At 46.4% G+C, this 26,255-nt stretch carries 20 protein-coding genes and 1 other RNA gene; 10 read left to right on the forward strand and 11 right to left on the reverse strand.

The features are described 5' to 3' along the window. Positions 1-4: 4 nt before the first annotated feature. The 4 genes from EMM73_RS10305 to EMM73_RS10320 are packed head-to-tail and all read right to left on the reverse strand — an operon-like array spanning position 5 to position 5,711. A complete protein-coding gene (locus tag EMM73_RS10305; protein ID WP_127686349.1) occupies positions 5-1,309 on the reverse strand; it encodes a pirin family protein in 1,305 nt (434 codons plus the stop codon). A gap of 24 nt (positions 1,310-1,333) precedes the next feature. Next, positions 1,334-2,851, reverse strand: a complete 1,518-nt coding sequence (locus EMM73_RS10310; RefSeq protein ID WP_186435183.1) for a cryptochrome/deoxyribodipyrimidine photo-lyase family protein — start codon at positions 2,849-2,851, stop codon at positions 1,334-1,336. Next, the gene (locus tag EMM73_RS10315; protein WP_127686350.1) at positions 2,848-4,191 is read right to left on the reverse strand and encodes an FAD-binding domain-containing protein; all 1,344 of its coding nucleotides are present in this window, start codon (positions 4,189-4,191) and stop codon (positions 2,848-2,850) included. The genes EMM73_RS10310 and EMM73_RS10315 overlap by 4 nt, the downstream gene beginning before the upstream one ends. Then, entirely contained in the window at positions 4,188-5,711 is a 1,524-nt protein-coding gene (locus EMM73_RS10320; RefSeq protein ID WP_127686351.1) for a cryptochrome/photolyase family protein, read from the reverse strand. Before EMM73_RS10320 ends, EMM73_RS10315 begins: the two co-directional genes overlap by 4 nt. A 180-nt stretch (positions 5,712-5,891) precedes the next feature. Here EMM73_RS10320 and EMM73_RS10325 point away from each other — a divergent pair, with 180 nt between their 5' ends. From EMM73_RS10325 to EMM73_RS10335, 3 genes are all read left to right on the forward strand, one after another. After that, a complete protein-coding gene (locus EMM73_RS10325) occupies positions 5,892-6,446 on the forward strand; it encodes a ZrgA family zinc uptake protein (protein ID WP_127686352.1) in 555 nt (184 codons plus the stop codon). A gap of 214 nt (positions 6,447-6,660) precedes the next feature. After that, on the forward strand, positions 6,661-9,636 hold the full coding sequence (locus tag EMM73_RS10330; protein WP_127686353.1) for a TonB-dependent receptor domain-containing protein: 2,976 nt from the start codon (positions 6,661-6,663) through the stop codon (positions 9,634-9,636). A 141-nt stretch (positions 9,637-9,777) separates the two neighbouring features. Beyond that, a complete protein-coding gene (locus EMM73_RS10335) occupies positions 9,778-10,566 on the forward strand; it encodes a hypothetical protein (RefSeq protein WP_127686354.1) in 789 nt (262 codons plus the stop codon). Between the two features lie 57 nt (positions 10,567-10,623). Here EMM73_RS10335 and EMM73_RS10340 read toward each other — a convergent pair whose 3' ends face one another. Further along, positions 10,624-11,181: a DUF3299 domain-containing protein gene (locus tag EMM73_RS10340; RefSeq protein WP_127686355.1), complete on the reverse strand. Its 558-nt coding sequence runs from the start codon at positions 11,179-11,181 to the stop codon at positions 10,624-10,626. A 67-nt stretch (positions 11,182-11,248) separates the two neighbouring features. Here EMM73_RS10340 and EMM73_RS10345 point away from each other — a divergent pair, with 67 nt between their 5' ends. The 3 genes from EMM73_RS10345 (at position 11,249) to EMM73_RS10355 (ending at position 15,036) form a co-directional block, all read left to right on the forward strand. Beyond that, the gene (locus EMM73_RS10345) at positions 11,249-11,944 is read left to right on the forward strand and encodes an ABC transporter ATP-binding protein (protein WP_127686356.1); all 696 of its coding nucleotides are present in this window, start codon (positions 11,249-11,251) and stop codon (positions 11,942-11,944) included. Continuing rightward, positions 11,938-13,197 (forward strand): ABC transporter permease, encoded by a 1,260-nt coding sequence (locus EMM73_RS10350; RefSeq protein WP_127686357.1) that lies wholly within the window; start codon positions 11,938-11,940, stop codon positions 13,195-13,197. The genes EMM73_RS10345 and EMM73_RS10350 overlap by 7 nt, the downstream gene beginning before the upstream one ends. 156 nt (positions 13,198-13,353) lie before the next feature. Then, entirely contained in the window at positions 13,354-15,036 is a 1,683-nt protein-coding gene (locus EMM73_RS10355) for a diguanylate cyclase (RefSeq protein WP_127686358.1), read from the forward strand. A 33-nt stretch (positions 15,037-15,069) separates the two neighbouring features. On the opposite strand, the gene EMM73_RS10360 is transcribed toward EMM73_RS10355, so the two are convergent. The 3 genes from EMM73_RS10360 to smpB form a co-directional block, all read right to left on the reverse strand. Next, positions 15,070-18,924 (reverse strand): PAS domain S-box protein, encoded by a 3,855-nt coding sequence (locus EMM73_RS10360; RefSeq protein WP_186435184.1) that lies wholly within the window; start codon positions 18,922-18,924, stop codon positions 15,070-15,072. A 386-nt stretch (positions 18,925-19,310) separates the two neighbouring features. Continuing rightward, positions 19,311-19,670, reverse strand: a transfer-messenger RNA (tmRNA) gene (gene ssrA, locus EMM73_RS10365). 168 nt (positions 19,671-19,838) lie between these two features. After that, complete coding sequence (gene smpB / locus EMM73_RS10370) at positions 19,839-20,321, reverse strand: SsrA-binding protein SmpB (protein ID WP_008897453.1); 483 nt, start codon at positions 20,319-20,321, stop codon at positions 19,839-19,841. Positions 20,322-20,440: 119 nt separating this feature from the next. On the opposite strand from smpB, the gene EMM73_RS10375 reads away from it, so the two are divergent. Further along, positions 20,441-20,884, forward strand: coding sequence for an SRPBCC family protein (locus EMM73_RS10375; protein ID WP_127686360.1), 444 nt, complete (start codon positions 20,441-20,443; stop codon positions 20,882-20,884). Then, a complete protein-coding gene (locus EMM73_RS10380) occupies positions 20,877-21,212 on the forward strand; it encodes an RnfH family protein (RefSeq protein WP_127686361.1) in 336 nt (111 codons plus the stop codon). The genes EMM73_RS10375 and EMM73_RS10380 overlap by 8 nt, the downstream gene beginning before the upstream one ends. Positions 21,213-21,277: 65 nt before the next feature. Here the strand turns inward: EMM73_RS10380 and EMM73_RS10385 are convergent, their stop codons facing one another. The 3 genes from EMM73_RS10385 to nadK all read right to left on the reverse strand — a co-directional run bounded on the left by EMM73_RS10385 (position 21,278) and on the right by nadK (position 24,398). Next, positions 21,278-21,628, reverse strand: a complete 351-nt coding sequence (locus tag EMM73_RS10385) for an outer membrane protein assembly factor BamE (RefSeq protein ID WP_127686362.1) — start codon at positions 21,626-21,628, stop codon at positions 21,278-21,280. A gap of 129 nt (positions 21,629-21,757) precedes the next feature. Further along, complete coding sequence (gene recN, locus EMM73_RS10390) at positions 21,758-23,425, reverse strand: DNA repair protein RecN (RefSeq protein WP_127686363.1); 1,668 nt, start codon at positions 23,423-23,425, stop codon at positions 21,758-21,760. A 79-nt stretch (positions 23,426-23,504) separates the two neighbouring features. After that, positions 23,505-24,398 carry an NAD(+) kinase gene (gene nadK, locus EMM73_RS10395; protein ID WP_127686364.1) on the reverse strand — a complete coding sequence of 298 codons (894 nt, stop codon included), beginning with the start codon at positions 24,396-24,398 and terminating at the stop codon, positions 23,505-23,507. A gap of 179 nt (positions 24,399-24,577) precedes the next feature. Between nadK and hrcA the strand changes: the two genes are divergently transcribed. Together hrcA and grpE are read left to right on the forward strand one after the other, a co-directional pair. Beyond that, positions 24,578-25,603: a heat-inducible transcriptional repressor HrcA gene (gene hrcA, locus EMM73_RS10400; protein WP_186435185.1), complete on the forward strand. Its 1,026-nt coding sequence runs from the start codon at positions 24,578-24,580 to the stop codon at positions 25,601-25,603. 29 nt (positions 25,604-25,632) lie between these two features. Then, positions 25,633-26,202, forward strand: a complete 570-nt coding sequence (grpE, locus tag EMM73_RS10405) for a nucleotide exchange factor GrpE (protein WP_127686366.1) — start codon at positions 25,633-25,635, stop codon at positions 26,200-26,202. The last annotated feature ends 53 nt before the right edge of the window (positions 26,203-26,255 follow it).

A 26,255-nucleotide genomic window follows, 5' to 3' on the forward strand; every position in this document is an offset into this window, starting at 1 on the left:
AGCCTTATGGGGCTGGGATCCACTCTGGGTCGTCAGCTAAACGAGGAAAATAACCACTGTTCCACTCTTCTTTCGCCTGAGCTAAGCGCTGTTGGCTGCGAGCTACAAAATTCCAGTTCAGCAGCACAGGATCTTGCACTTGGTCACCACCCAGAACCATAAAATGTGCGCCGTCATCACCAGCCACAACAGTTAAATCCTCCGTCATCACCAGCATTTGTCCCGCGTTCAGTGCGGGTTGTTTTAACGAGCCTTTGGCCAGGTAAATCGCCAGCTGCTGTTCTGATTTAGGTAAAGCTAAGCTACTGCATGGATCCAGTTTTAGCTCGGCATAACAACAGCGCGATGGAAAAGTGACCACTGAACTTTGGGAGAAGTATTCACCTAATAAGACTCTGATTTCGCTACCTGGTACCTGGATAGCCGGAAACAAAGCTGCCGGATAATGCTGGAAAGACGGCTCTGATTCAGCCTCGTTTTCAGGCAGTACCAACCAGATTTGCATACCTTCAACCTGAAGCTGTTGATCTCGGATATCTGCAGGTATGCGCTCTGAGTGAGCTATACCGCGACCAGCGCGCATCAGATTAATAGCACCTGGTTCAATACGCTGTCTGGTGCCTAAAGTATCACTATGGTACATGGCACCGGAGAACAAATAGGTCACAGTGGCCAGGCCAATATGGGGATGTTGACGTACGTCACCTTCAGTAGTGCCTGGCGCAAAAGTAGCAGGGCCCATATGATCAACAAAAATAAAAGGCCCGACACGACGCTGAGCTTTGGCTGGCAATAATCTTTTGATCACAAAGCCGATATCACGTTCTTGTGGCTTAATAATCAGTGGCTCGGCCGCAGCAGCTGGCAATGCTTCTGGTTTCAGGCTGGTATGGACCTGAACATCAGCCTGAGTCACTAATTTATGGATAGGACATTTATCTGCTATCGCCAGCAATTGTTGCCGCTGTTCAGCCGTTAAATCTCCTGTTAACTCCAGGCTGACGTGCAATTGGTACAGGCCTTTTTGCTCAGCGCTATCGTTTCTTTCGATTGCTACTTTCACTTCATGTAGCGGGATATTTTTACGTTGGGCATACAACTGCAAGGTCATAGCTTTGCAGGTGGCTATAGCTGCATCAAACAAATCATGTGGATCTGGCCCAGTGTCTGTGCCACCAGCGGCTTGAGTTAAGTCTGCATTGATCTGATGGTCATCAATCTGAATAGTTTGACGCAATTGGCCTGCAGTATGTTGACTGACAAAGATGGTCATCACTTGATCCTTTTGTACTTTGACTGACTTCAGCATAACGCAAATTGCATAGAAAAAGTCTTACTCGTTCAGATCTAAGCTCAATTGCGCCTTATCAGCTGTGGAAGCTTTGCTGCGTTTTGATGAGCGTTTTCTGCTGGCATGACGCTGCACCACCTGACGTTTTTGTTCCCGCCACCATAGTGGATCTTGTTGCTGCTTGCATTCGGTCAGGCGCTGTTTGGCCAGTCGCATCGCCTGTTGCAGCTCAACCACAGGCATAGGGTAATCTCTGCCCAAAACACAAGCATACTGCTGCTGCAATGCCAGAGGCATTAACCAGGGCTGGTGCAGCCAGTTGTCTGGGACTAAACGCAATTCAGGGCACCAACGCCGGATAAAGTGGCCTTGCGGGTCTTTTTGCTGGCTTTGTAGCACAGGATTGTACATCCGGTTGGGGTTGATGCCTGTGGTACCGGCTTGCATCTGAATTTGTGGGTAGTGAATACCTGGTTCATAGTCGACAAAACACTGAGCCAGATGCAAAGCCACAGGTCGCCAGTCCAGCCACAAGTGATAACAGGCGAAGGCGACTAACATAGCGCGGGCGCGAAAGTGCAGCCAGCCTGTCGCCAGTAAGCTGCGCATACAGGCATCAATCAGCGGATAACCGGTATGACCATGAGACCAGGCCCAAAACCAGTCGCTGTTAAAATCTTGCTTGCGCAAACGGGCATAACCCGGATGCAGGGCTTCTGTTTCTATCAGTGGGTCTGATTCTAGCTTCTGCATAAAATGACAATGCCAGCGCAGTCTGCTGTAAAAAGACGATAAGCCAAAACTTAAGGCGGGTTGTTGCTTGATGCTGCGCAGTGTTTGTTGCTGTAAGGCTCTTAAACTCAATTGGCCATAGGCCAGATATGGGCTCAAGCGTGAGCTGCTGTGCCGCGCTTTATCAGGCAAGGAAATATGACGGCTGTAGTCTTTGGCTCTGTGACTAAAAAAACTTTGCACTGTATCAGGCAAAGCAAAAGCAGTTTGCCCAGCACTACAAGGCGGTAAATCCAAGGCACGCTGCGGCAGGAATAGCTGCTGCGGTTGACGGCTGTGGCAGAGAAAAGGCAAAGCGTCAGGCCTGCGGTACAAGGTGCCTGATAAATACAAGTCGGCCTGCTCTGTCCACAAATCCCTATTGGTTAAAGTCCGAAACACAGCGTGCTGGCGATACTGCCGCCACGGAATGGCTAAGTCTTTTAGTAACTGTTTGACGGCTAAGTCGCGCTGAAAGGTCCATAAATTGCCGGTTTCTTCATGACTAAGCACTTGAGCTATTGGAAACTCCTGACATAACTGACGGATCACCTGAGTGGCAGGGCCTTTGATCACCAGCAGAGGTTGGCCTAAGGCTGTCAGTTGTTGATCCAGCAGCTGCAGGCTTTGCTCGACAAAAAGCCACTGCCTGACTGAGGTATCCGGTTGTTGCCAGTAGTCAGGTTCAATAATATACAAAGGCAAAACTGCACCCTGACGTGCTGCATCGGCCAGGGGACCGTGGTCATCAAGCCGCAAGTCGCGCTTAAACCAGACCAGACTGATCATGCTTTATGCTTCAACTGCTGAAGATAGGGCCGCCAAAAATCCTGCACTATGACTTTAGCTTCAGGCCAGTGCACTAAAGCGCCAGCTGCGGTTTTTTCCGGTAACCAACGCCGGACAAAATCACCGTCCGGATCATGAGTTAAGGCTTGTTTGATTTGGTTAAACTGCCGGGCACCGCTATTACCAACACCTGCAATATAAGCCCAGTTGCACCAGTTGCTGGCACAATCATAGTCCAGCAGATGCTGCTCAAAAAAAGCTGCCCCTAAACGCCAATCTTGCTGCAGCTCAAAAATCAGATAGCTGGCGACGTTCTGTCGGCCCCGGTTCGACATCCAGCCTGTTTGCACTAACATCCGCATATTAGCGTCGACAAAAGGCAGGCCAGTTTGGCCTTTACACCAGAGTTCAAAGCGCCTGTCTGCATGCGGTGCTGAGAAATTCAGCGGCGGACGAAAGGCATTTTTGCTAAACCAGGCTCTGCCATGCTGGCGCATTTGCCAGCGAAAATACTCGCGCCACAACAGCTCAAAGCGGATCCAGTAGGTGGATTCATTGGCCAGCTGCTGCTGTTCAAAATCCAGCACTTGCTGCCAGGCATAGCAGGCCGATAAACAACCATTGGCCAGATAAAAACTCCATAAACTGCTATTCCACTGCCCATCCAGGGCGTCACGGCTTTGTTTGTAGTGCGTTACAGCGCGCTGTTGCCAGATAAATTGCTCCAGGCGCTCTAATGCCGCAGCTTCGTTTAGTAGTGCGGCATTTGGGTTATGGTGCTGGCTGATAAAATCCTTGCTGCTTTGATCCAGCGCCTGCTCAGGTTCGCCATAAAACTGTGAAGAAATGCCGTAAAATTTTGGCTGTTGCACCAGAAGCTTCGGTTCACGCTGACGTCTGAAGGCTGAAAAGCTTTTTGGCAAGGTGGCCAGATCCGGTCTGAGCTGGTGTTGCAACAAGCTATTCAGATCGTGCAGCTTTAAGCTTAAACCACAATTTTGTAGCTGCTGGTACTGCTCAGGCGCTGTGGGTTCTGCTGCTATTAAAGCATCAGCCTGATAGTGCTGCGCCAGCTGTTGCAGGCACAAGCTGGTGTCACCTATACGCAGATGCAACACCAGTTCTTGTTGTTGCCATTGCTGCTGCCAGTCGAGCAGCCGTCTGAGTTGGCTTTGCAGGCGCAGCGCACTGGCGCGTTTTATACCGTACTCTGAATTCAAGTATTCAGCCGGGTCTAGTATCAACACAGCAATTAACTGATCAAAGCCGGCTTGCTCTGCCAGCAGCAAATTATCCTGCCAGCGTATCGCCTGATTCAGCAGTACCAAAGCGCGTTTCATAGCTGCTCCAGATGGATCAGCAACTGCTCGGCTTTGGCCGTGATTTGTGCACGCTCTTGATCCGACTTTCGGTGCCAGTTCTGATAACTCAGCTGCATGCGGGCATTACCGGACAATAGAGCCTGATTACGTTCCAGGAAATTCCAATACAGAGCATTAAAAGGGCAGGCGGTTGGACTGGTTGTTTCAGCCACGTCATAAGCGCAACTTTTGCAGTAATTGCCCATGCGCTGAATGTATTTGCCGCTGGCCGCATAAGGTTTAGATGCCAGTACGCCTTTGTCAGCGAATAGCGCCATACCCAGGGTATTAGGCAGTTCTACCCACTCATAGGCATCAGCGTACACCGCCAGATACCAATTGCAGACCTCTTCGACCGATAAACCAGCCAGCAGAGCAAAGTTGCCAGTCACCATCAGGCGCTGTATGTGATGAGAGTAGGCATGTTCAATAGTGTGGCTGATGGCTTGTTGCATACAGCGCATTTTGGTGTCGCCTGTCCAGTAATAAGCAGGTATAGCTCTGTTGGCATTTAAAAAGTTGCGCTCTTTGTATTCAGGCATCAGCAGCCAGTACAAGCCCCTGACAAACTCACGCCAGCCAATCAATTGGCGAATAAAACCTTCGGCCGCATTCAGCGGTACCTTGCCTTCTTTATAGGCTAACTCGACCTTTTGACAAACCCAGCGCACATCCAACAGGCCGCAGTTTAAATACATCGAACAGATACTGTGGAAAAGGTGAGGTTCGTTCAGTTGCATGGCGTCCTGGTAATCACCAAACAGTGGCAACTGATGCTCGACAAAATGCAAAAACGCCTGACGAGCCTGTTTGCCTGTCACGGCGTAGCTAAAAGTGTCGGCATTACCCATATTATTTGGAAATTGCTGTTTGACCAGAGTGATCACTTCAGCAGTGATCTCGTCAGGTTCGAACTTCAGTATTTCCGGCAGCTTCTGTTTGGCAGGCAGTGACTTTCTATTGCTGGCATCAAAGTTCCACTGGCCACCCACTGGCTGACCGTCCTGCATTAACAGGCCGGTGTACCGACGCATTTCGCGATAGAAGTATTCCATTCTGTACTGCTTTCGATCCAAAGCCCAATGTTGAAACATCGACTTAGTGGCAATAAATCTATCGTCTTCCAGCTGCTGCACCGGGCGCTGAAACAAGGCCTGCCAGCTTAAAATCTCCTGCTCTAGCCTATATTCGCCGCATTCGGTCAGGCAAATCTGATCCAGCTGTGGATAACGGGCAAGTTCACTAGCCACAGCTTCAGTTAGGCTACTGATTTTTTGTTGATAGTCTATATAACTGACATTGATCCCCTGCTGTTGCAATACAGCGGCGAAATGGCGCATAGCACTGAAGATCAGAATGATTTTTTGTTTGTGATGAGGGGTATAGTTGGCTTCACTGGCTACCTCAGCCATTAAAACTCTGTCCTGAGGTTGTACATCGCGTAATGCAGCAAGCGCAGGACTGAGTTGATCGCCTAATACCAGAATTAACTTCGCCATTGAGTAATGCCATTTGTTTGCTTTTTGATACGCCAGTTACAGCGCTTCAGATCAACAGTAGTTAGAAAAGGTGGATAAAGTTGAAATAACAAAAAACTGCGGCGAAAACCATGCTGAACTGCCTACAGACGGACCTGCTGAGGTTACTATAAGTCATATTTTTCTAAGGAGCGGGCTGTAATGACACTAAAAATTGCGAATGCAAAAACTATCCTGACAGGCTTGTTTGTAGCCAGCTGTTTCTGCGCTGGAAATCTGACCGCACAGGAACATCATCATCATGAAGAACATGGCAGCCATACTCATGGTGAAGCAACTTTAACTTTTGTGTTGGAAGGTAATGAGGCCGAGCTTGCTTTTGCCACGCCAACTGCGAACGTGGTGGGTTTTGAGCATCAGGCGAAAGATGAAGCAGAGCGACAACTGGTGCAAAAAATGATGGCTGACTTTGCTAAGACCACCTGGTTTAGTTTTGATCCGCAAGCCAATTGTGTGGTGACCGGAACTGATATCAGTTCGGATTTAACAGCAGAACGCAGCAGCAAACCACAACATGCAGATCTCAACGCCAATTACACTTTGGTCTGTCAGAATCCAGCTCGTTTACAGACACTGACTTTGGATCTGGCGACCATAGCAGCTGGTGTGGAAAAAGTGACTGTGCAGTGGATTGTTAACGGTGAACAAGGAGCTGCAGATTGGGTCAGGGGTAGTGCTGGACTTCAGTTAAAGTAAATGTGAAAGGCTGCAGAGGAGTTTTACCGCTGCCGCCTGATTTAGCTTGTTTTGTCCCTGACTTATCTCCGTTCAGTGCATTATTGCGCCAATTTTAAAAATTCATCCCGGATTCATATTTGCAAATACTATTTGTTTTGATAAGGTCATTTTGTATGCAGGAATACTGCGACAAATGATTAAAAAAAAAACAACCTATCCAGGGAAATATAAAATGACACTACCACAACAGAGAGTAAAAACTCGCTTAGCTATTGCTATGGGTTGTCTATTTGCCTCTTCGGCATTTGGCCTTCAGGCCCAGCAGGAAATCGTAGAACAAGAAAAAGTTGAAGAGGAGCAGGCTGCGGAACGAATTTCCGTTGTAGGCTCCCGTATTCGTACAGGCGGTTTTGATAATGCTGCACCTGTTTCTGTGATCAATGCGCAAGCTGCATTAAGTCAGGGCTTAGGTAATTTAGGTGAATTGTTGCGCAGCTCCACTTTAGCCGCAGGTTCAAATCAGGTGACATCTGCCTCTTCAACAGCTTTTGTTGAATCTGGTGGTACTGGTGCAGAAACTCTGTCGCTGCGCGGTTTAGGTGCTAACCGAACTTTAGTTTTATTAAATGGCCGTCGCGCAGGTCCTGCAGGAACCCGTGGTGAAGTAGCTTCATTTGATATGAACGTTATTCCTCTTGAAGCTATTGATCGGGTTGAAATTTTAAAAGACGGTGCGTCGTCACTTTATGGTTCTGATGCAGTCGCTGGTGTTGTCAATATTATCACCAAAAAAGGCGACGACAGTTCTATTAACTTTAACACTTCTCAGCCTTTTGACAGCGGCGGCGAGACTATGAGCGGTAACGCCACTTTTGGTCGCAGCACAGAAAATGGCTCATTCCGTCTTTTAGCTGATTACAAGCTGGACAAAGAGTTAGCCAAAGGCCAACGTGACTTTTACAACTGTGGTGAACGTTATGTGTTTGATCCAGCCACAGGGGAACGTGCGGATTTAATAGACCCAAGGACAGGTTCATACCACTGCAGTGATTTACCTTGGGGCCATGTCTGGATTTATGATTATCAGGATGAAGGTGGAAACGTTCGCCCCGGTACTTTAGCTCAATACGATTATGATGGAAATCTTGGGGGCTATCTACCAGGATTTGCTGTAGATCCAAGTAATCCTGGTTTTATGGTCACGCCTCCAGGGTGGTTCCCGGTACGTTACGATAATGCGTCCGATGCGTTGGTGAATTCTGACCATCCATTTCAGGATTTAGAGTCTTTAATTCCGCGTAAAGAAACCATTACTTTATACGGTCAGGGCGACTATTCGCTGACAGATGATATCACTGTGTATGGTGAAGCCTTGTTAAACCGTCGTGAAACTAATACCAAGGGTTACCGTCAGTTCTGGACCTACACTTACAACGAAACTTTCTTTGGTACCAACCCAACCTCAGTTGGCTGGAGTGGCGATCAGTGGTTAAGCCCAACTCCTATTACTGACCATTCAGGTTCAGATATTACTGTGGATTATCGCCGTTTTGTGGTTGGCGCCAATGGTACGCTGGGTGATTGGTTCTGGGATGTTGCCTATCAGGACAGCCATAGTGATGGTAAGTATACTAACGCTATTATTTTTGAAGACGCCGTTGCTATCTCTGAGTTCGCCACAGGTTCTTGTGTAGGTGAAACTACTGCAATACGAGGTGTGGCTTGTATTGATGTGCCTTGGCTGGATCCACAGTTCCTGGCTGGTAATATAGCCCAACAATATAAAGATTTTTTGTTTGGCTATGACACGGGTAAAACCATCTATAAACAACAGTCACTGGAAGGTTTTATCACTGGCGACCTGATGGATTTACCTGCCGGGCCTTTGGGTTCTGCTTTTGGTTTTGCTTATCAGCGTGATTCTTTGAACGATACACCGGGTGAACATACTTTAGCCCGTAACGTTTGGGGTGCTTCTGCCGCCGGTATTACCAAAGGGAAGGATAACTCTAAAGCTGTGTTTGCCGAGTTCCAGATCCCGCTATTAAGCGACCTGACTATGGTGGAAGCTTTAGATTTAACTACTTCAGCTCGTTACACTGATGTTGACTCTTACGGTAACGATACTACGTATAAAGTAGGCTTGAACTGGACCATAGTAGATGGTTTCCGTTTCCGTGCTTCACAAGGTACGTCGTTCCGTTCACCAGCTTTGTATGAGTTGTACTTAAATGATCAAACCAGCTTTGTTGGTCAAAGGACTGTAGATCCATGTATTCGTTGGGGCGCAGCTCTGGAAGAGGGCAGTATCACTCAACGTTTAGCGGATAACTGTGCTGCGGACGGTATTCCTGCTAATTTTGCGGGTGGCGCGAGTTCGGCTACAGTGATTTCAGGTGGTGGTGCTGGAAATCTGAAAGCCGAAACCTCTGTTTCTAAAACCTATGGTTTTGTCTGGACTCCAGACTTTATCAATTTCAGCGCTTCTATTGATTACTTCGATATCGAAATTGACCAGGAAGTCACTGAGTTGTCGGCTGCGCAAATAGTTCGTCAATGTTATTTGTCTGAAAACTTTGCGACAGAGCCTTTATGTACGCAGTTTGATCGTGCCACGGTCGATCAGCGCATAGAGACTGTTCGTAGTGGTTTCTTAAACATTGCAACTCAGCGTAACCGCGGTATAGATATTGAAACGGCATACGATATAGATACTGAATACGGCACCTTCATAGCAGGCTATGAACATACCATTCAGTTAGAAGCCAGCCGTGTACTATTTGCTAATAGTGCACCAGAAGATTTTACCGGAAATATCGGCAGTCCTAAGCATGTCGGCAACTTCAAGCTGGGTTGGAATAAAGGTGATTGGTCGGTAGATTACTCAGCGCGTTACGTGGGTGCCGGCGATAACTACACCACATACGGTGAAGGCGAATTCCGCAACACGACGACAATCCGCGGTAAAGAAGTTCGTCTGGTGTTGGATACGGATGCAGTGATTTATCATTCTCTGTCTGTAACTAATTCACTGAAAGACTATGGTTTAACTACGACTTTAGGTGTAGCTAACCTGCTGGATGAAGAACCTCCTCGTATCAGCTACATAGGTAACCGTGGCCTGCGTCGTGAAGGTAACTCTGCGTTCTACAGTCAATATGACTCACTGGGACGTCGTGTCTTCCTGAATTTGTCGTACAAGTTCTAATTGGTCGTACACTGAATAAAAATGCCGGCTTAGTCCGGCATTTTCTTTTACTTTTAAATTGAACTGGGATAAGTTCAGTTTTGTCTGTTTTCCGCTTTGGGCGGGATACTTTATTTCAGAACCATAATAAGAGAGCCTGCAATGCCAAGGGTAATAGCTAAACCTGATACCTTAAATGAATTGAACTCAAACTTTGTGCAAACCCCATTGCAGCAACCTGTGTTCTTAAATTCAGTGCCAAAATGTGGCACTCATTTGATCCGCAATATTTTCCGTATGTTTGTGCCTGTGGCGCAGCAATACCATCAAACTTTTATTCAAATCCCTATTCTGCGTCAGCATCTTGCAGCTTTTTCCCCACAGATGCCGATGTTGAGCTGGGGCCATTTATTGTTTTCTGACGACTCAGCTATTGCGTTACGTCATGTACCGCAGATAGTAGTAGTCAGAGACCCTTACGACTGGGTGTTAGCTCGTGCCCGTTTTTTCTTATCTGATACTTTTCAGGGCTCTTTGGAACATTTAAAAGGTGGCAAAGTCTCCATTGAAGAAATGCTAAATATGATGATTTTTGGTATTTACCAAAAAGCCCCAACCTTAAACGAAATTTTTACCCATAACGCTGTGGCCTGGTTAGGCACAGGTGTGAAGCTGGTGCGTTATGAAGAGATAGTGAAACACTTAAAAGCCATAGATAAACCTGAAGCCGAAGCATATTTCCGCGATTTGCTTAGCGTATTGAACCTACCTGCATGGCCGGAAGACTGGATGGAGCGAGTTCTGACTGGATCTGATCGGAAACAAAGCGGTACTCACAGAGAGAATTTAGTGGGCCTTGAGGCTGAACTACCGGATGAGTTGCCTCTGGTGCAAAAACAGCTGGTGGAATATGCTGCACCGGGTTTGCGCCATTTGTTAGGTTATTATTGAACTGTTATTCACTAAAAAACCGGCTAATGCCGGTTTTTTAGTGACCCTGAAAAGCTATTACTCGTAGCTATATTCCTCAATTTTATCGGCTTTCATTGAGTAGGCCGATTTTGCCAAATCATGGCTCATGGTTTCAGTAGTTAAAGTGCCGCTGATCCAAAAAGGCGAATAAATCATGTCACCCTGAATTTTTTGTTTATTGGTGACAAAAATAATCTGGTTTGGTGGTGGCGGTGGCACGTGAATACAAGCGCCAAAATAAGGCACTAAAAAGAATGCTGTGACGTTTTGCTCTGCATCGTACTCCACTGGCACTATAAAACCTGGAACTCTTACTTTTTGATTGTTGAGCTCGCCTTTGACATTGGCAGACATTAACACTTCATTCCAGGCTGCCGCAGCCGGATCCTGATTACCAAAAGCCTGATTTAATGCACCGCCAGCCGGAGCTTCACCACCTTCATGGCTGATTTCTGGTAGCTGTTCCATCTTTTTTAAATCTTCTTCCGGCAACAAATCTGTCCATTCCAATGTTTTGTAGTCTTCAGCTTTTACCGGTAACGCAGTAAATGCGACCAAAGTCAGAATTAACGCCATGTATAACGATTTAACCATTGGAGCCTCAGCCTCTGCTTATGTTATAAGGTCTCAAAAGAAGCCGTATCATAACATGAGCATTGTAATGTCAGCGCACACAGACCTGAAAATTCCGGCACTTGAACTCAAATCTTTGGTGTTCAGTTGGCCCGGGCAAGCCCCTTTATTGGATATACCGCAACTGAAATTAGAGCAGGGCCAGCATTTATTTATTTATGGCTCATCTGGCTCAGGCAAAACCACCTTATTGAATTTGCTGGCCGGAATTTACCCTTGTAAGTTCGGTGATATTTTGATTGCCGGTCAGTCTATGGCTGCTTTATCAGCGGCCAAACGGGATCAACTACGCGCCTGTTCTATAGGGGTGGTGTTTCAGCAGCTGAACTTAATTCCTTATTTATCTGTGTTGCAAAACGTCTTGCTGGTTAGTGCTTTTGCTAAAAAAATCCCACAGGCAGAACAACGAGCCCGTTACTTATTACAAAAGTTGGGTTTAGAGCAACAGCTATGGCAAGCGCCAGCCAATCAGTTAAGTGTGGGGCAGCAGCAAAGGGTGGCGATAGCCAGGGCTTTGTTGAGTCAACCTGCTTTATTGATTGCGGATGAGCCTACGTCAGCTTTGGATCATAAACACAGAGACAACTTCATGCAGTTGATGCTCAGCGAAGCTGAACTTTGTGGCACTACTGTTGTATTTGTCAGTCACGACCCGGCTTTGCGTGCGTATTTTAACTTTGAACTGGATATGGAACAGTTACATAAAGGAGTTCAGCCATGTTAATGCAGTTGGCAAGAGCCAGTTTATGGAACCGTAAAGGCACAGTGCTGATGACGGTTATTTCGTTAACTATCAGTATCGCCTTGTTATTGGGCATCGATCATATCCGACATGAAGCTAAAAGTAGTTTTACCAGCACAGTGTCTGGTACTGATCTGATTGTTGGAGCCCGTTCCAGCCAGTTGAATTTATTGCTGTATTCAGTATTTCGTATTGGTAATGCCACCAATAATATCGGCTGGAAGAATTATCAGCAGGTCAAAACTCATCCACAGGTGGCCTGGAGTATTCCATTATCTTTGGGCGATTCTCACCGGGGCTATAGGGTGATAGGTACCAACGAAGACTACTTTAAGTTTTACCAGTACGGCGAAAAACAGCCACTGAAACTGGCACAGGGTAAGGTTTTTGCTGGTGTGTATCAGGCGGTTTTAGGTGCTGTGGTTGCGCAAAAACTAGGCTATCAGTTGGGTGAGCAAATCATTTTGTCGCATGGTGTTGGCAGCGTCAGTTTTGCTCAGCACAAAGACAAACCTTTTGAAGTGGTTGGTATTCTTGCTGCCACTGGCACTCCTGTGGATCAGAGTGTGCATATACCGCTTGAAGGCATTGAAGCTATTCATTTGGGCTGGCAGGGCGGTGGTATGCCTGCGCCAGGCCGTAGTGTCAGTGCCGAACAAAGCCTGGCTATGGATTTGGAGCCTAAAGTCATTACTGCTTACATGCTGGGGCTGAAATCTAAAATGGCGACTTTCGCGGTGCAGCGCCAGTTGAATGAATTTAAAGGCGAGCCGCTATCCGCCATTTTACCTGGCGTTGCTTTAGCAGAGCTGTGGCAAATGCTCAGCATGGTGGAGAATATGCTGCTACTCATCACTGTACTCGTCATAGTGGCGACTCTGGTTGGTATAGTCACAACCTTGCTGGCAGGGTTAAAAGAACGTCAACGTGAAATGGCGATTTTAAGAGCTGTTGGTGCTCCGGCTGCCACTGTATTTTTACTGATAGAGCTGGAGTTACTGTTGATGGCATTGTTATCCATTGGATCTGCTTTTATTATTTTAGTAGCAGGCCTCTGGGGCTTCCGTGAGCTGTTAGCCAGTCAATACGGGCTTTTTATCAGTATCAATCCTTGGCATGACCAGACAGGTATACTGCTTGCTGCTGTGCTTGGCCTGACGTTATTGCTGGGCGCTATTCCAGCATTTTTAGCATATCGCAGAGCGCTAGCTTCTGGACTCATGGTCAGACTCTAACTTGATTTGGGCGTATCCGTTCTGGTTTGCGCCCAATTTTTGTTTTTGTTATAAACACATAGCGCACAAATTCCCCAGCAAAGTTAAATTTCTCGCTGGGATTTGTTTGATCATTTGTTATAGTAGAACCGCGCCTTTAACCGAACCATGACGAGCATGACAGCAGACCCATCAAAATTAGAGCAACAACTGGCTGAACTTCATTATCAATATATGGAGCGATTAAAAGCTGATATCCCTGTTTTGGTTTCAGAGGTCGGTTTACTTGCCAATTTGTCCGCTCAGTCAGATTGGCGTTCCCTGATGCTCCCGCTCAAACATAAATTTCACACCTTGGCTGGCTCAGCTGGTACTTTTGGCTTGCCACATTTAGGCACTTTGGCAAAAAAGCTGGAATTGCAGCTCAAAGACTGGATGAGCGCAGAATCTTTGCCTGATCTGTCCGAAATGAGCAGCTTCATGGCGATTTTCCAACAAGTGCAATACGCTCATCAAAGCGGACATCAAATGATGAACCTTGCGTCCTCAAAGCTCGATCTGAAACATGATCAGAAGGCCTTGATCTACGTTTTGGAAGATGATGAAGATACAGCACAGCATTTGACTTTAACGCTCGCCACTTTTGGTTATCAGATCCAAAGTTTCAGACGCATAGCTGAATTAGACATGGCACTGAAAGTTAAGCTGCCAGAAGCTCTGATCCTGGATATCTCCTTACCCGATGAAGAACAAACAGGCTTAGATTATATTGCTGCATTTCAGCAGACCTTAGATGAGTCCTTACCTGTACTGGTGTTGACCAGCCACAACAGTTTTGAACACCATTTGCAAGCAGTGCGTATAGGTGCTCAAGGTTATTTTGTTAAACCTTTAAACACCACAGCGCTTGAGGCTCGTTTACAACGTTTGTTAGCCGTTAGGCGGCGCGAGGCTTTCCGTGTATTGATAGTTGATGATGATCAATTATTGGCTGAGCACTATGCTTTGGTGCTGCAAGGAGCGGGTTTACGTTCAGAGCTTCTGTTGGACCCTTCACAGATTTATGAAGGACTGAGTCGTTTCCGCCCGGATGTGATTTTGCTGGATGTGTTGATGCCAGATTGTTCAGGCCCTGAATTGGCTCAGCTCATACGTCTGCAGGACGAGTGGCTTAGCGTTCCTATTATTTATTTATCTTCTGAGACAGATGGTGAGCGTCAACTTGCAGCCTTAGTGAAAGGGGGCGATGACTTTCTGACGAAACCTATTACCGATACTGAATTAGTAGTGGCAGTGTTTGCCAGAGCTCAACGCGCCAGACAACTCGCCGATATGATGACAAAAGACAGCTTAACAGGCTTGTTACAACACGCCAGAGTAAAAGAGCGCTTAAGTCATGAATTACAACGCAGTGAACGCACAGGGGAACCATTAAGTGTTGTTATGCTGGATATTGATCAATTTAAAAAGGTTAATGATCAGTATGGTCATCTGATAGGGGACCAAGTGATCAGCAGTTTAGCCAACTTATTGAAACAGCAACTGCGTAAGACAGACATTATTGGTCGCTACGGCGGTGAAGAATTCTTGTTGATCTTACCCGATTGTAACCAGCAGCAAGCGTTAGGTTTAATAGAACAGTTGCGTCAGTCATTTGCCAGTTTGCCTTTTAGTTTTGATTATCATCATTTCCACTGTACCTTCAGTGCTGGTATTTCTCAGGCAACAGCCAAGGAGCAAACGGATCAGGTGATTGCTAAGGCTGATAAAGCTCTGTATGCAGCTAAAGATGCAGGACGAAATAAAACTCACTTATTTCAGTCTGCTGAATACTCTAGTCTGATGGCTTGTCAGCCCTGATTCTTGAAGACACTAAGTTCAGACATTCACTCGCTACTGCACCGGGGGCAGTAAATTTTTTAGTTTTTGTAGCAAGGCTGGTAAGTCGATACGACTTTTCGCTAAGACCAAATCCACTTGATGCCTTTGCTGCTGATTAAGCTCTTGAGCAGACCAAATCACTACAGGTGTCTGTGGCTGGCGAAGCGCTAATTCCGGCAGTAATTCCAGTCCTGAGCCGTCCGGTAGCCCAATATCAAGTATCACTAAATCAAATTTTTGGCTGTTCAGCAGTTTTAATGCCGATTTGACACTGGTCGCTTGAACAGAGGAAGCAAACTCTGCCAGATGCATCGCCAGAATATGGCCCAGATGTGGGTCATCTTCCACATGAAGTATTCGGGTGGAAAGATTTTTATCCGGCCCTAATAACAACTCAAGTTTGCCAAACAGCGACGAAGGCGATATGGGTTTATCCAGCCAGTCCAATGCATTAATTCCGCCTAAAAACTGAGTATGGTTATCTTTGGATTCTGAGCTGACTATTAATACAGGTGTCGTTTGATACAGGTTTCTGCTGCGTAGTTCAGGGAAGAATGAGGAGCCATGGCCATCTGGTAAATTCAGATCCAGCGTAATAGCTTGATAGAGATCCTCATCTAAAGCTGTTATCGCCTCTTTGAGGGTTTGAGCGCAGTGGCTTTGGTAACCCTGGCTGTGCAGCAGTTGCATGATAAAACCAGCAACATGAGGATCATCCTCCACCACCAGTATTTTCGGTTGATTCATGCTTGCTTGCCCGGCCTGAGCAAAGCTCAGATAGAAGCAGCTGCCAGTTGGACTTAAGTTGTAAAAGCCTACCTTGCCATCCATATGCTCTGTCAGCTCTTTTACGATAGACAAACCAAGGCCTGTGCCTTCACTTTGTCTGCTGTCTGCGCCATCAGCTTGCGAAAATTTTTCAAAAATAAATGCTTTAAATTCTTCTGATATACCAGGGCCTTGGTCCTCTACTTCGATCACAACCCGATCGTCTCTGAGCAAAGAGCGAATTTTGACTATAGAGCCTTCGGGCGAAAATTTAGCGGCGTTGGATAACAAATTCGCCATAATTTGTTGAAACCTCATAGCGTCTACCATCACCAATAGGTCGACCTGCTCAGATAATTGCAACTGAACACCGTATTTAGCGGCATAAGGTTGATTGCTTTGTACTGATTTTTCCAGCAGATCTGAAATCAGGCACAAGCTCATATCAAAATGCATTTTGCCCGCGACCAGTTTATCAATATCGAGCAAATCATTGATCAATTGGCTGAGTCTGGCACAGTTATCTTTAGCAATGTCGAGCATAGGCATCACTGACGCTGGTATTGAGCCCAGTACACCGCCAGCAACTAAGGCGAGAGAGCCGGAGATGGAGGTCAGAGGTGTACGTAGCTCGTGGCTTACCATAGAAACAAATTGGTTTTTCATTAGCTCAATACGCCGACGTTCAGTAATGTCCTGAATAATGGACCAGATGTGCTGCTCGCCCTGATGGTTTTGAATAAGAACCCCTGTGACAGACACAGGTACTAAGTGCCCATCATTGTGCTTTAGTTCATGTTCTTGTGGCCCAAAGCGACCTTGATGATGCAGCTGTGCCTTGTGCTGGCGGGTGAGGGTGGCGAATTCTGCTAATGATGCTGTGTCAGCTGCAGTTCCTTGATTCGGGTAACCCAGCATACGATAAAACTCCGGGTTTGCTTCAAGAAAGACGCCGTCGTTGAAACGATTCAACACTATGGCCAGTGGTGCCATTTTATACAAGGATGATAACTTCTGTTCACTGGAGCTCAAGGCCTGCGAGGCCGCATGTTGTGAAGACACATCCCAGATGAAGCCATCTATATATAAAAGTTCTCCTTGCTCATCAAATACACCCTGACCTAGTTCCTGTACCCAGCGCAGGCTGCCATTCTTATGATATAACCGGTATTCCACATTAAAACGCTGCTTGTTGTTTAATGCGTGTTGTACCAAAGCGCTCGCTTGCTCCGCATCCTCAGGATGATAAAGTTGCGCAAAATTGACTTCTTTATTTCGAATTAATTGCTCAGCGCTATAACCTGTGAGCTCAAATACCTCATCACTGACGAACAGCATGGTCCAGTAGGCATCATTGCGGCATCGATAGACAACGCCAGGCAAGTTGTCCAGCATGGAACGATAACGTTGATCGCTCATCAGCAAAGCATGATGTAAATGCTCTAACTGTGTTACGTCAACAGCTACTCCTAAAAATCCCCGGATGTTATTTTTTTCGTCCCGCATTGCCGATACGCTGAGTCGTACCTGTTTTCGTTCACCGTTTTTACAGATATAGGTCCATTGCCGTGTTTCGGTTTGCGCCCGCTTTGCCTGACATACAACCACGTCAAAGCCTACAATGCTCTGCTGGTAAGTTTTACTGAGCACTTGACCATAAGCATCTATTTCATTTTTGTCATGAAACAAGGTGGGGCTATGCTGGCCGATAAGCTCGTCCGCAGTGTAACCTAATAGACGTTCTGCTCCTGTATTAAACAGGCTGATGATGCCGCTTGGATCTACGGATATCAGGGCTACTTCTGTTGAAGAGTCAATAATGGCTTGTAACCAAGAGCGGGTTTCTAAAATTTCTGTTTCTTTTTGTAATGCTTGAGTCACATCAGTATGTATACCAAACATCAGCAAGGGCTGGCCATCGCTGGTCCAACTCATAACTTTACCTATGGCGTGGATCCAAACCCAATGGCCATTGTGATGTTTCATTCGGAAAGTACAATCGTAATAGGGTATTGCTTGTGCAAAATGCTGATGAAGTAGCGCAGTACAATATTGCAAATCATCAGGGTGAGTCAGTTCTGACCAAAGGTCAACAGAGGTAGCTTGAATTGGCGTTAAACCAAGCAGGGTAAACCAACGTTCATTATAAACAGTGGTTCCTGTTTGAATATTCCACTCCCAGGTACCAAGGTTAGAGCCATTGATAATGGCATCCATTCTTTGATGTTCTTGCTTGGTTTGCAACTGTTGTTGACGAACTTCGGTGACATTGGCTGCAATAATAATAATGCTTTCAACTAAGCCTCTTGGATCCTTTTGTGGTACAAAGTTGATCTCAAAAGTTTGGCCATTGACTGGAGCTGAATGAAACTGTGAAGTGACCCCAGTCAGACAGAGTTCAAGCGCTGGCTGAGCTTCAGCGAACGCTTTTTCGCCAAACACCTGACGAATAGTTTTTCCCTCAGCGACATCGGGCGTCACGCCAAACCATTCTGCGTACTTATGATTGCAAAACATGTAACGGAACTGCGTATCAATTTGGCCTAATAATAAGGGCGTGTGTTCAATCACTGTGGTTAAAGTGCGCTGTTGACGGTAATAGACTTCAGCCTTTTGTCTGGCGTCCAATAGCTGTACAGCTTGCAACCCAAGCAGCTTTAAGCCTTGTTGTTGCTCCGCAGTGAGCTGTTTTACTTTGGTATCCAATACACATAAAGTGCCAAGTACAGCACCATTACTCAACGTCAGCGGCGCGCCAGCATAGAAACGTATACCTTCAGCTTTGGTGACATCAGGATTATCGGTAAAGCGAGGATCCTTGGTTGCATCGGGCACATAAGTGAGTTCATGCGGAGCCAATATGCTGTGGGCACAAAAGGACAGATCTCTGTGTGTTTGAGAATGGTCAATACCCACTTTACTTTTAAACCATTGCCTGTCTTGATCGACCAGTGTCAACACAGCACAGGAAGTCTGGCAAATCAGGCTGGCAAGTTGTACCAGCGCATCAAAGGCGGGTTCCGGTGCTGTATCAAGAATATTCAACGAATAGAGGGTAGTCAGACGTTGTGATTCATTGGATGGAAAAGCAGCCCGCATATCAAGTTCCAGAGAGTAGCTATGGTTTGAGTCTAACTGTAAATTTAGAAGCTTTTTGCTAAAAAACCTAAACATAGCAGGTATTTAGTGAATTAATTTTTATTGAGGTGAATAGAGGGCAGCAGTCTTGGTGCCAAAGTAAACAAAGTTGGCGAGCCCGAAGAAAATAATCAGCAAGCTTTGTGCGGTGGCTGGCTAGTTGGGTGGGGATTTATTTGAATCAGTCGCGGCTTTGCCGCTCACCTCTCGTTTTCAACGAGAGGCCGCCCTTTGGGCGTTGTCTGCGCTTGCTGCGCAAGCTCCGGCTGAACCCCGAATGGCGCTTCGCGTCCGCCGCGAAACCACAATAAAGCAAAAGGCCACCTTGCGGTGGCTGTTTGCTTTATTGGTGGAGCCGGGGGGATTTGAACCCCCGTCCGAAAAACCTAGATCGTCGGTACTACATGCTTATCCAGTTATTTAGTTAACCCTATGAGCGCCAGCTGGCAGGCTATCGTCGGGCGAGTCTGATTGGTTTTAGCATCTTGGCTCCAGACAAAGCCGCCATGCGATCCTATTAGGGGTGATCTTCCAGAGTCTCAGCTTATAGGCATGCGTGAGGGGAAGAGCGCTCTACTGCTTATTAGGCAGCGAGTGCGTATGTTTCGTCGTTTGCGACTACTTGTTTGCGGCTTTTTTACGAGGCCTACCGCACCTCGGCATGCACCTAAGAGTTCGTGAATCCCGTCGAATCCAGTATCGGCCCCGAATTCTTTCGTATTTCTGAACACTTCAGTGTTGAGCGCATTCTACGCTCTGCAGTTCAAGGCAGCAAGGTAAGAACTAATCTTTTCTTGTTGCGTTTGACTGTTATTACTCTATATGGTGATGAATTGAACAATTTCAAGCTACAGTGTGTAACAACACTGCTGCAATTATCTTTTGCTGTGTTTCATCATGCGTTCTTTTTCACGCGACCAGTCTCTGTCTTTGATGTCGTCACGTTTGTCAAAGTGCTTTTTACCCTTGGCCAGATGGAACTCCAGCTTCACCCAACAGGCTTTCCAGTACATGGAAGTTGCTATTAAGGTATAACCGTCTTGTTCTTTTTTACCGACCAGTTTGTTCAGCTCACGTTTGTTCAGCAACAGCTTGCGCGAGCGCTCTGGATCGCAGACTACGTGAGAGGACGCGCTGTGTAGCGCCTGAATTTGTGCACCAATTAAAAAAGCTTCGCCATCCTTTAAAATGACGTACGAGTCTGACAAATTAACTTTGCCTTCACGAATACTCTTTATTTCCCAGCCTTGCAGGCACATACCTGCTTCGAAACGCTCTTCGAGGAAATAGTCGTGTCGTGCTTTTCTATTTTGGGCTATGGTGCCGCCCTGATTTTTGCTGCTTTGTTTTTTGCTCATCTTTGCGAACGAATTAACTCTTAAAAGCCAAGGAATTTTATGGCAAAAGGCTTGCGCCTGGGACATTGAGGCTACGGCCAGATCTGTTACAATCGCCGCCTGCATTAAGGGGAGAGAGTATGCCACAAATTGAGCGCAGCGCACTGGTTTTTTACAGCGCGCGCCAGATGTTTGAGCTGGTGAACGATGTACCACGTTATCCGGAATTTTTACCAGGTTGTGCCAAAGCATTAATTTTGCAGCAGTCTGCAGATCAGATGCTGGCTAAGTTACAGGTAAAAAAAGCCGGTATTAGTCAGGAGTTCACCACTCGTAATACCTTGGTGACTGACTCGCAAATTCAAATGCAATTGGAGTCAGGCCCTTTTAAGTCTTTATCCGGTGGCTGGACTTTTATTCCACTGAGTGACGAGGCCTGCAAAGTAGTGCTGGCGTTGGATTTTGAATTTTCCAATAAAATTGTCGAATTTGCTTTTGGTAAAATTTTTAACGAATTAACAGCGGCCATGGTCGGTGCTTTTACACAAAGAGCGAAGCAGGTATACGGAGAGCAACATGGCTGAAACCAAGGCTGTTGAACTGGCTTATGCCACGCCAGCCAAACAAAGTTTGTTGAGTTTAACTGTAGATGCTAGTGCTACTGTAGAGCAGATTATTCTGCAGTCCGGTATGCTGGCGACTTTCCCTGAAATTGATTTAAGCCAGAATAAAGTTGGGATCTGGAGCCGCAGCTGCAAACTCAGTGACGTGCCAAAAGAGGGCGACCGTATTGAAATTTACCGGCCTTTAATCGCCGACCCTAAAGATATGCGTCGTCGCCGTGCTGAAAAAGCCAAAGATGAAGGTAGAGCGAATAAAACCACAGGTGGCCGGCCGCAAGGGCAGGATTGATAAAAAGTGGATTCAGATCACAATGTTGGTGAGGCCCACAATGTGATCTGACCCCTTTTCAGAAGTTATTGATCCAGCGGGATGTTGAAGTTTTCTGGTTTTTTAAAGTCACCTGTTATATCAACCAGTTTGTTATCTTTAAAATTGGCGACCAGTTGTTTTTCAAAGTTTTCACCTCGACCGCCTTTTAATGCATAAAAATAATGCCAGATGTCGTCGTCAAAGGCATTTTCCGCAACAGGGTTGCCTAAAACAAAACGTACCTGTTCTTTAGTCATTTGCACACGCAGTTTGTCGATATCTTTTTGTTCTAAAAAGTTACCTTGGGGTACGTCAATCCGGTAAATCCAACTGCTGCAAGCACCCAGAGTCAATGCTGTGGCCAATACGAGGGCCGTTTTCACTACTGCTTTCATCTGTCTCTTCATCTGAATAAGTCTGACGGCATCATACCGCAAGCTTGGGCTGAAATTAAAGCCTTAATCAGACCTAAGTCTTCTGGCTAAGTTCTCACTTTGAGAAAACTTTAGTGCACCGAGCTGCAGCTAAGGGGCGCATAGTAGCTCGCGGGCATTGGCAATTGCATTTGCGCTGACGTTCTCGCCGGCCAGTAAGCGGGCTATTTCCTGAACTCGCTCCTCATCTGCCAGTTCGCGTATACGGGTTTCTGTAGCTATTCCGTCTGTGTATTTTTCGACAAACAACTGATGATGGCCTTGACTAGCAACTTGGGGTAAATGGGTAACACAAATCACCTGAGTGGATTCACCCAACTGACGTAATAATCTGCCAACACCAGCGGCGACTGGCCCACTAATGCCCACATCTACTTCATCAAAAATCAAAGTTGGTGTGGTCACTTTGCCAGCTAATATCACCTGAATAGCAAGACTGATGCGGGATAGCTCCCCCCCTGACGCTACTTTATGCAATGCCTGTAACGGCTGGCCAGGGTTAGTGCTGACCAGAAAGTCGACCTGATCCCAGCCAGATGCATTAGCTTTATCTATACCTGCGCTTTGGACTGCGATGTGAAATTTACCATTCGCCATACTCAAATCAGCCATACTGCGGGCAATTTTATCTGATAGCTCCAAAGCGGCTGATTGACGTAATTCAGAGACTATTTCGGCCGCCTGACAATACAATTGCTGAGCTTGTTGAATTTCAAGCTGCAGCTGCACTATGCGTTCGTCGTCACCTGCCAGTTCTGATAATTGTTGGGACAATTGCTGATGAAAGAGCGCCAGTTGATCGTTTGGAATTTGATGTTTACGGCTTAAATTTAGCCACAGGACTAAACGCTGATCGATTTCCGCTAAACGTTCCGGGTCTATATCTACTTTTTCGCTATAGCGACGTAATTCCCGGCCTGCCTCTTCTATTTGTACTAAAGCTTCTGTCAGCAGTTGATGAATAGGAGCTAAAGCAGGATCTACTTCGATATAATCGTCCAACTGCTGGCAGGCATGACTTAACAAGCGGAAGCTGTTGGCTTCTTCATCTTCATAAGCAAGTTGCAGGGCTTGTTGGCTGGCTTGTATCAAGCTGTGGCTATTACTCAAACGCTGATGTTCGATTTCCAGTTCGGCAAATTCATCCTGACCAGGTGCAAACTGATCCAGTTCAGCCACCTGATACTCTAACAACTGGCGCTGCGCTTCACGTTGCTGCTGGCTACTTTGTAATTCGCTGTATTCTTGCTTCAACTGCTGCCAGGCTTTCCAATGTTGGCGACAATTGGCTAATGCAGAATGGGTATTGGCATAAGCGTCCAGTAACTGGCGCTGATGATCGGATTTTAACAACAGCTGATGGGCATGCTGGCCATGAATACTCAGCAAATGATGGCCCAAAGCTTTCAGTTGTTGAGCTGGCACTTGTACACCATTGATATAGCCACGGGAGCGGCCTTCACTGCCGATCACCCGCCGCACTATGCATTCGTTACCCATGGCCAGATCTTGTTCAGTCAGCCAGTGTTGGGCTGAAGCTAATTGACTGATATCAAAGCTCGCTACTATATCGGCTTTATCACAACCTGGGCGCACGACCAAACCATCGGCACGATCGCCTAAACATAAAGACAAGGCATCTAAGGCAATAGATTTGCCTGCACCTGTTTCGCCCGTAATAGTGGTCATGCCGCCGCGCCAGTCGAGTTCCAGTGCGCGCACTATGGCAAAGTTGCTGATATGCAGATGGTTGAGCATGGTCCAACTCCCTTATACTGTATAACTGTTAATTTATACAGTAATTAGGCTTTTAGCAAGGGAGTAGGGCAGAGATTTTTTAGTAGAGTTTGCTACCCCAGCCTAACTTGTTGCGCAGTACATTAAAGTAGCTATATCCTGGCGGATGCACCAGTTTCAGTGGCTTCGGGTGTTTACGAATACGGATTTCATCGCCAGGCATTACGGCTAAAATCACATGGCTGTCACAGCTGACCTGTAAATGCGCATCATTGCTTGGGGATACTTTAAGTATTATTTCACTGGTACCTGAGACGACGAGAGGGCGGCTACTTAAGGTATGAGGAAACATAGGTACTAAACTCATCGCATCCAACTCAGGTGTCAGAATAGGACCTCCACCTGATAATGAATACGCTGTAGAGCCAGTTGGCGTACTGACTATTAGGCCGTCGGAGCGCTGACTAAAGACAAATTCGCCATTAATATAAGCTTCAAACTCAATCATGTGTGCTACTTTGTCGGCATGCAATACCGCTTCGTTCACAGCACTGTTACTGCTTTTTACGCAGTCGTTACGATACACTTCGACTTCCAGCAGATTGCGCTTTTCTGTGACAAAATTACCGGCCAATACTGCGGCTAAAGGAGTTTCAAAATCTTCTGGTGATAAATCAGTTAAAAAGCCCAAGTTGCCACGGTTTACTCCCAGCACTGCCACGCCAAAACGCGCCAGCACACGGGCCGCGCCGAGCATATTGCCGTCGCCACCTACTACTATAGCCAAATCACAGTTTTTACCCAGGGCCACCAAATCCATCATCTGTATATCAGGCAGAGCAAGAGACTCGGCGACCTTTTCTTCTACATACACTTTTAATTGCCTGGCAGTTAAAAACTGATACAGACTGATCAGAGTGCTGTTAGCACCAGGATGATTAGGTTTTCCAATTAATCCAATAGTTTGAAATGCGCTACCAGGGTTTTGACTCATGAGTGTTCCTTTCAAAGTGCAAATGCAGTATACCCATAGTTTGCTGCATGGAACAGCTTTGTGCAGTTGGGCCTGTGACAAAGCATGAGGCTTGAATTTTTTAATAAAGTCCCCACAATGCAGGATGATAGTTAAGCATTAGTGGATGAGTCGTCTTTTTAACCGGAGTGAGAGTTGTAGTGGTTCAGTTAACCAGACCAGAACTGATATTAAAACTCATAGTCGAGCAGTATTTGACGGACGGCATGCCTGTGTCCTCTAAGTTGCTCTGTGAGCAGTCAGAACTTGGCGTCAGTTCCGCTACAGTGCGAAACACTATGATGCTGCTTGAGCAGCAAGGTTTTATCCGTTCTCCTCATACTTCGGCTGGCAGGGTGCCAACGACCTCAGGTATACGTTTATTTATCGATAAAATGCTGCAGTTTGAACCTTTAACTGGCCGCTGGTTGGATGCTATACAGGTCAACTTACCTCCTCAGTTGCCTGTGTCTTTGTTGTGTCAGCAAGCCGGGCAATTACTGGCAAACCTGACAGGTATGGTCAGTATTGTCAGTTCACCTAAGGAACAAGGGCGGGTGATCCGGCAGGTTGATTTAGTTCGTCTGGCGACACAGCGTCTGTTACTTGTAGTGATAGACGAAGACGGCGATATTTTACACCGCGTGCTCTTTTATGACGATTTAATAGATAATCCAACCTTGAGCCGGGTCTTGTGTTTACTGAACGCAGCTTTATGCGGTCAGGATTGGCTGGACGGCATTTCCCGCTTAGCTCTAATAGCCAGGCAAGAATGCGGAGCTGTGCAGGCTTTAGTGAAAACAGCCATGGCACAACTGAGTCTCGACGAGATGCAACAGCATCAGCCACTGATTTATGGCCAGCATCAATTAATGCAGGCCAGCGACTATCACCGTGATCCGCAATTGCAGCAAGTGATAGAACTCTTGGATAATCCGGCTTGTCTGGTGCAGTTATTAACACCCGTCACTCAGGATAACCAACCTAAGCTGATACTGGGACGAGAGTCTGGTATCGAACCTTTAGCCAAGGTGAGTTTGATTTGTGCGCGCTATCGTTCGGAGCCACATGGCTTTATTGCTTTGCTCGGCCCCAGACGTATGAACTACAGTCGTTTTGTACCTTTAGTCGAAGCTGTAGCACAACAAATGTTTTTTAACTTGAATCATCTTAATCAATCCCCATAATAAACCAACCTATGGTGGAGTAGTAACTAATGAGCGAGCAAGATAAAGTGCAAACTGAACAACAACAGGCTGCGGAAGCAGCGGCAGAGCAAGAAGTGGTAGAACTGACGCCGGAGCAGGAACTTATTGCAAAGTTGGATGCGGAATTACAGCAGGCAAAAGCCCAGTTGGCAGAGCAGCATGATTTAATGCTTAGAATAAAAGCTGAAGCAGACAACAGCCGTCGTCGTTCAGCCATGGACGTTGAAAAAGCCCATAAATTTGCGCTGGAGCGTTTCGCTGGTGATTTATTGCCAGTGGTAGACAACCTCGAGCGTGCTTTAACTTTCTTAAATCGTGAAGATGAAAACCAAAAAGCTCTGGGTGAAGGTGTGGATTTAACCTTGAAGGGTTTACTGGATACACTGTCAAAAAACGGTGTGCAGCAAATCGACCCACAAGGTCAGCCCTTTAATCCTGAATTCCATCAGGCCATGTCTATTCAGCCAAGCGCTGATGTAGCACCAAATACAGTGACTTTTGTGATGCAAAAAGGCTATGAACTGAATGGTCGTTTAGTACGTCCTGCTATGGTGGGTGTATCGAAAGCTGTTGAATAACAAGTAACAGCTTAAAAATGAGCTCAGCTCGATTATTCATTAGAAATAATCTG

The sequence above is a fragment of the Rheinheimera sediminis genome, assembly GCF_004005375.1.
GTDB lineage: Bacteria > Pseudomonadota > Gammaproteobacteria > Enterobacterales > Alteromonadaceae > Pararheinheimera.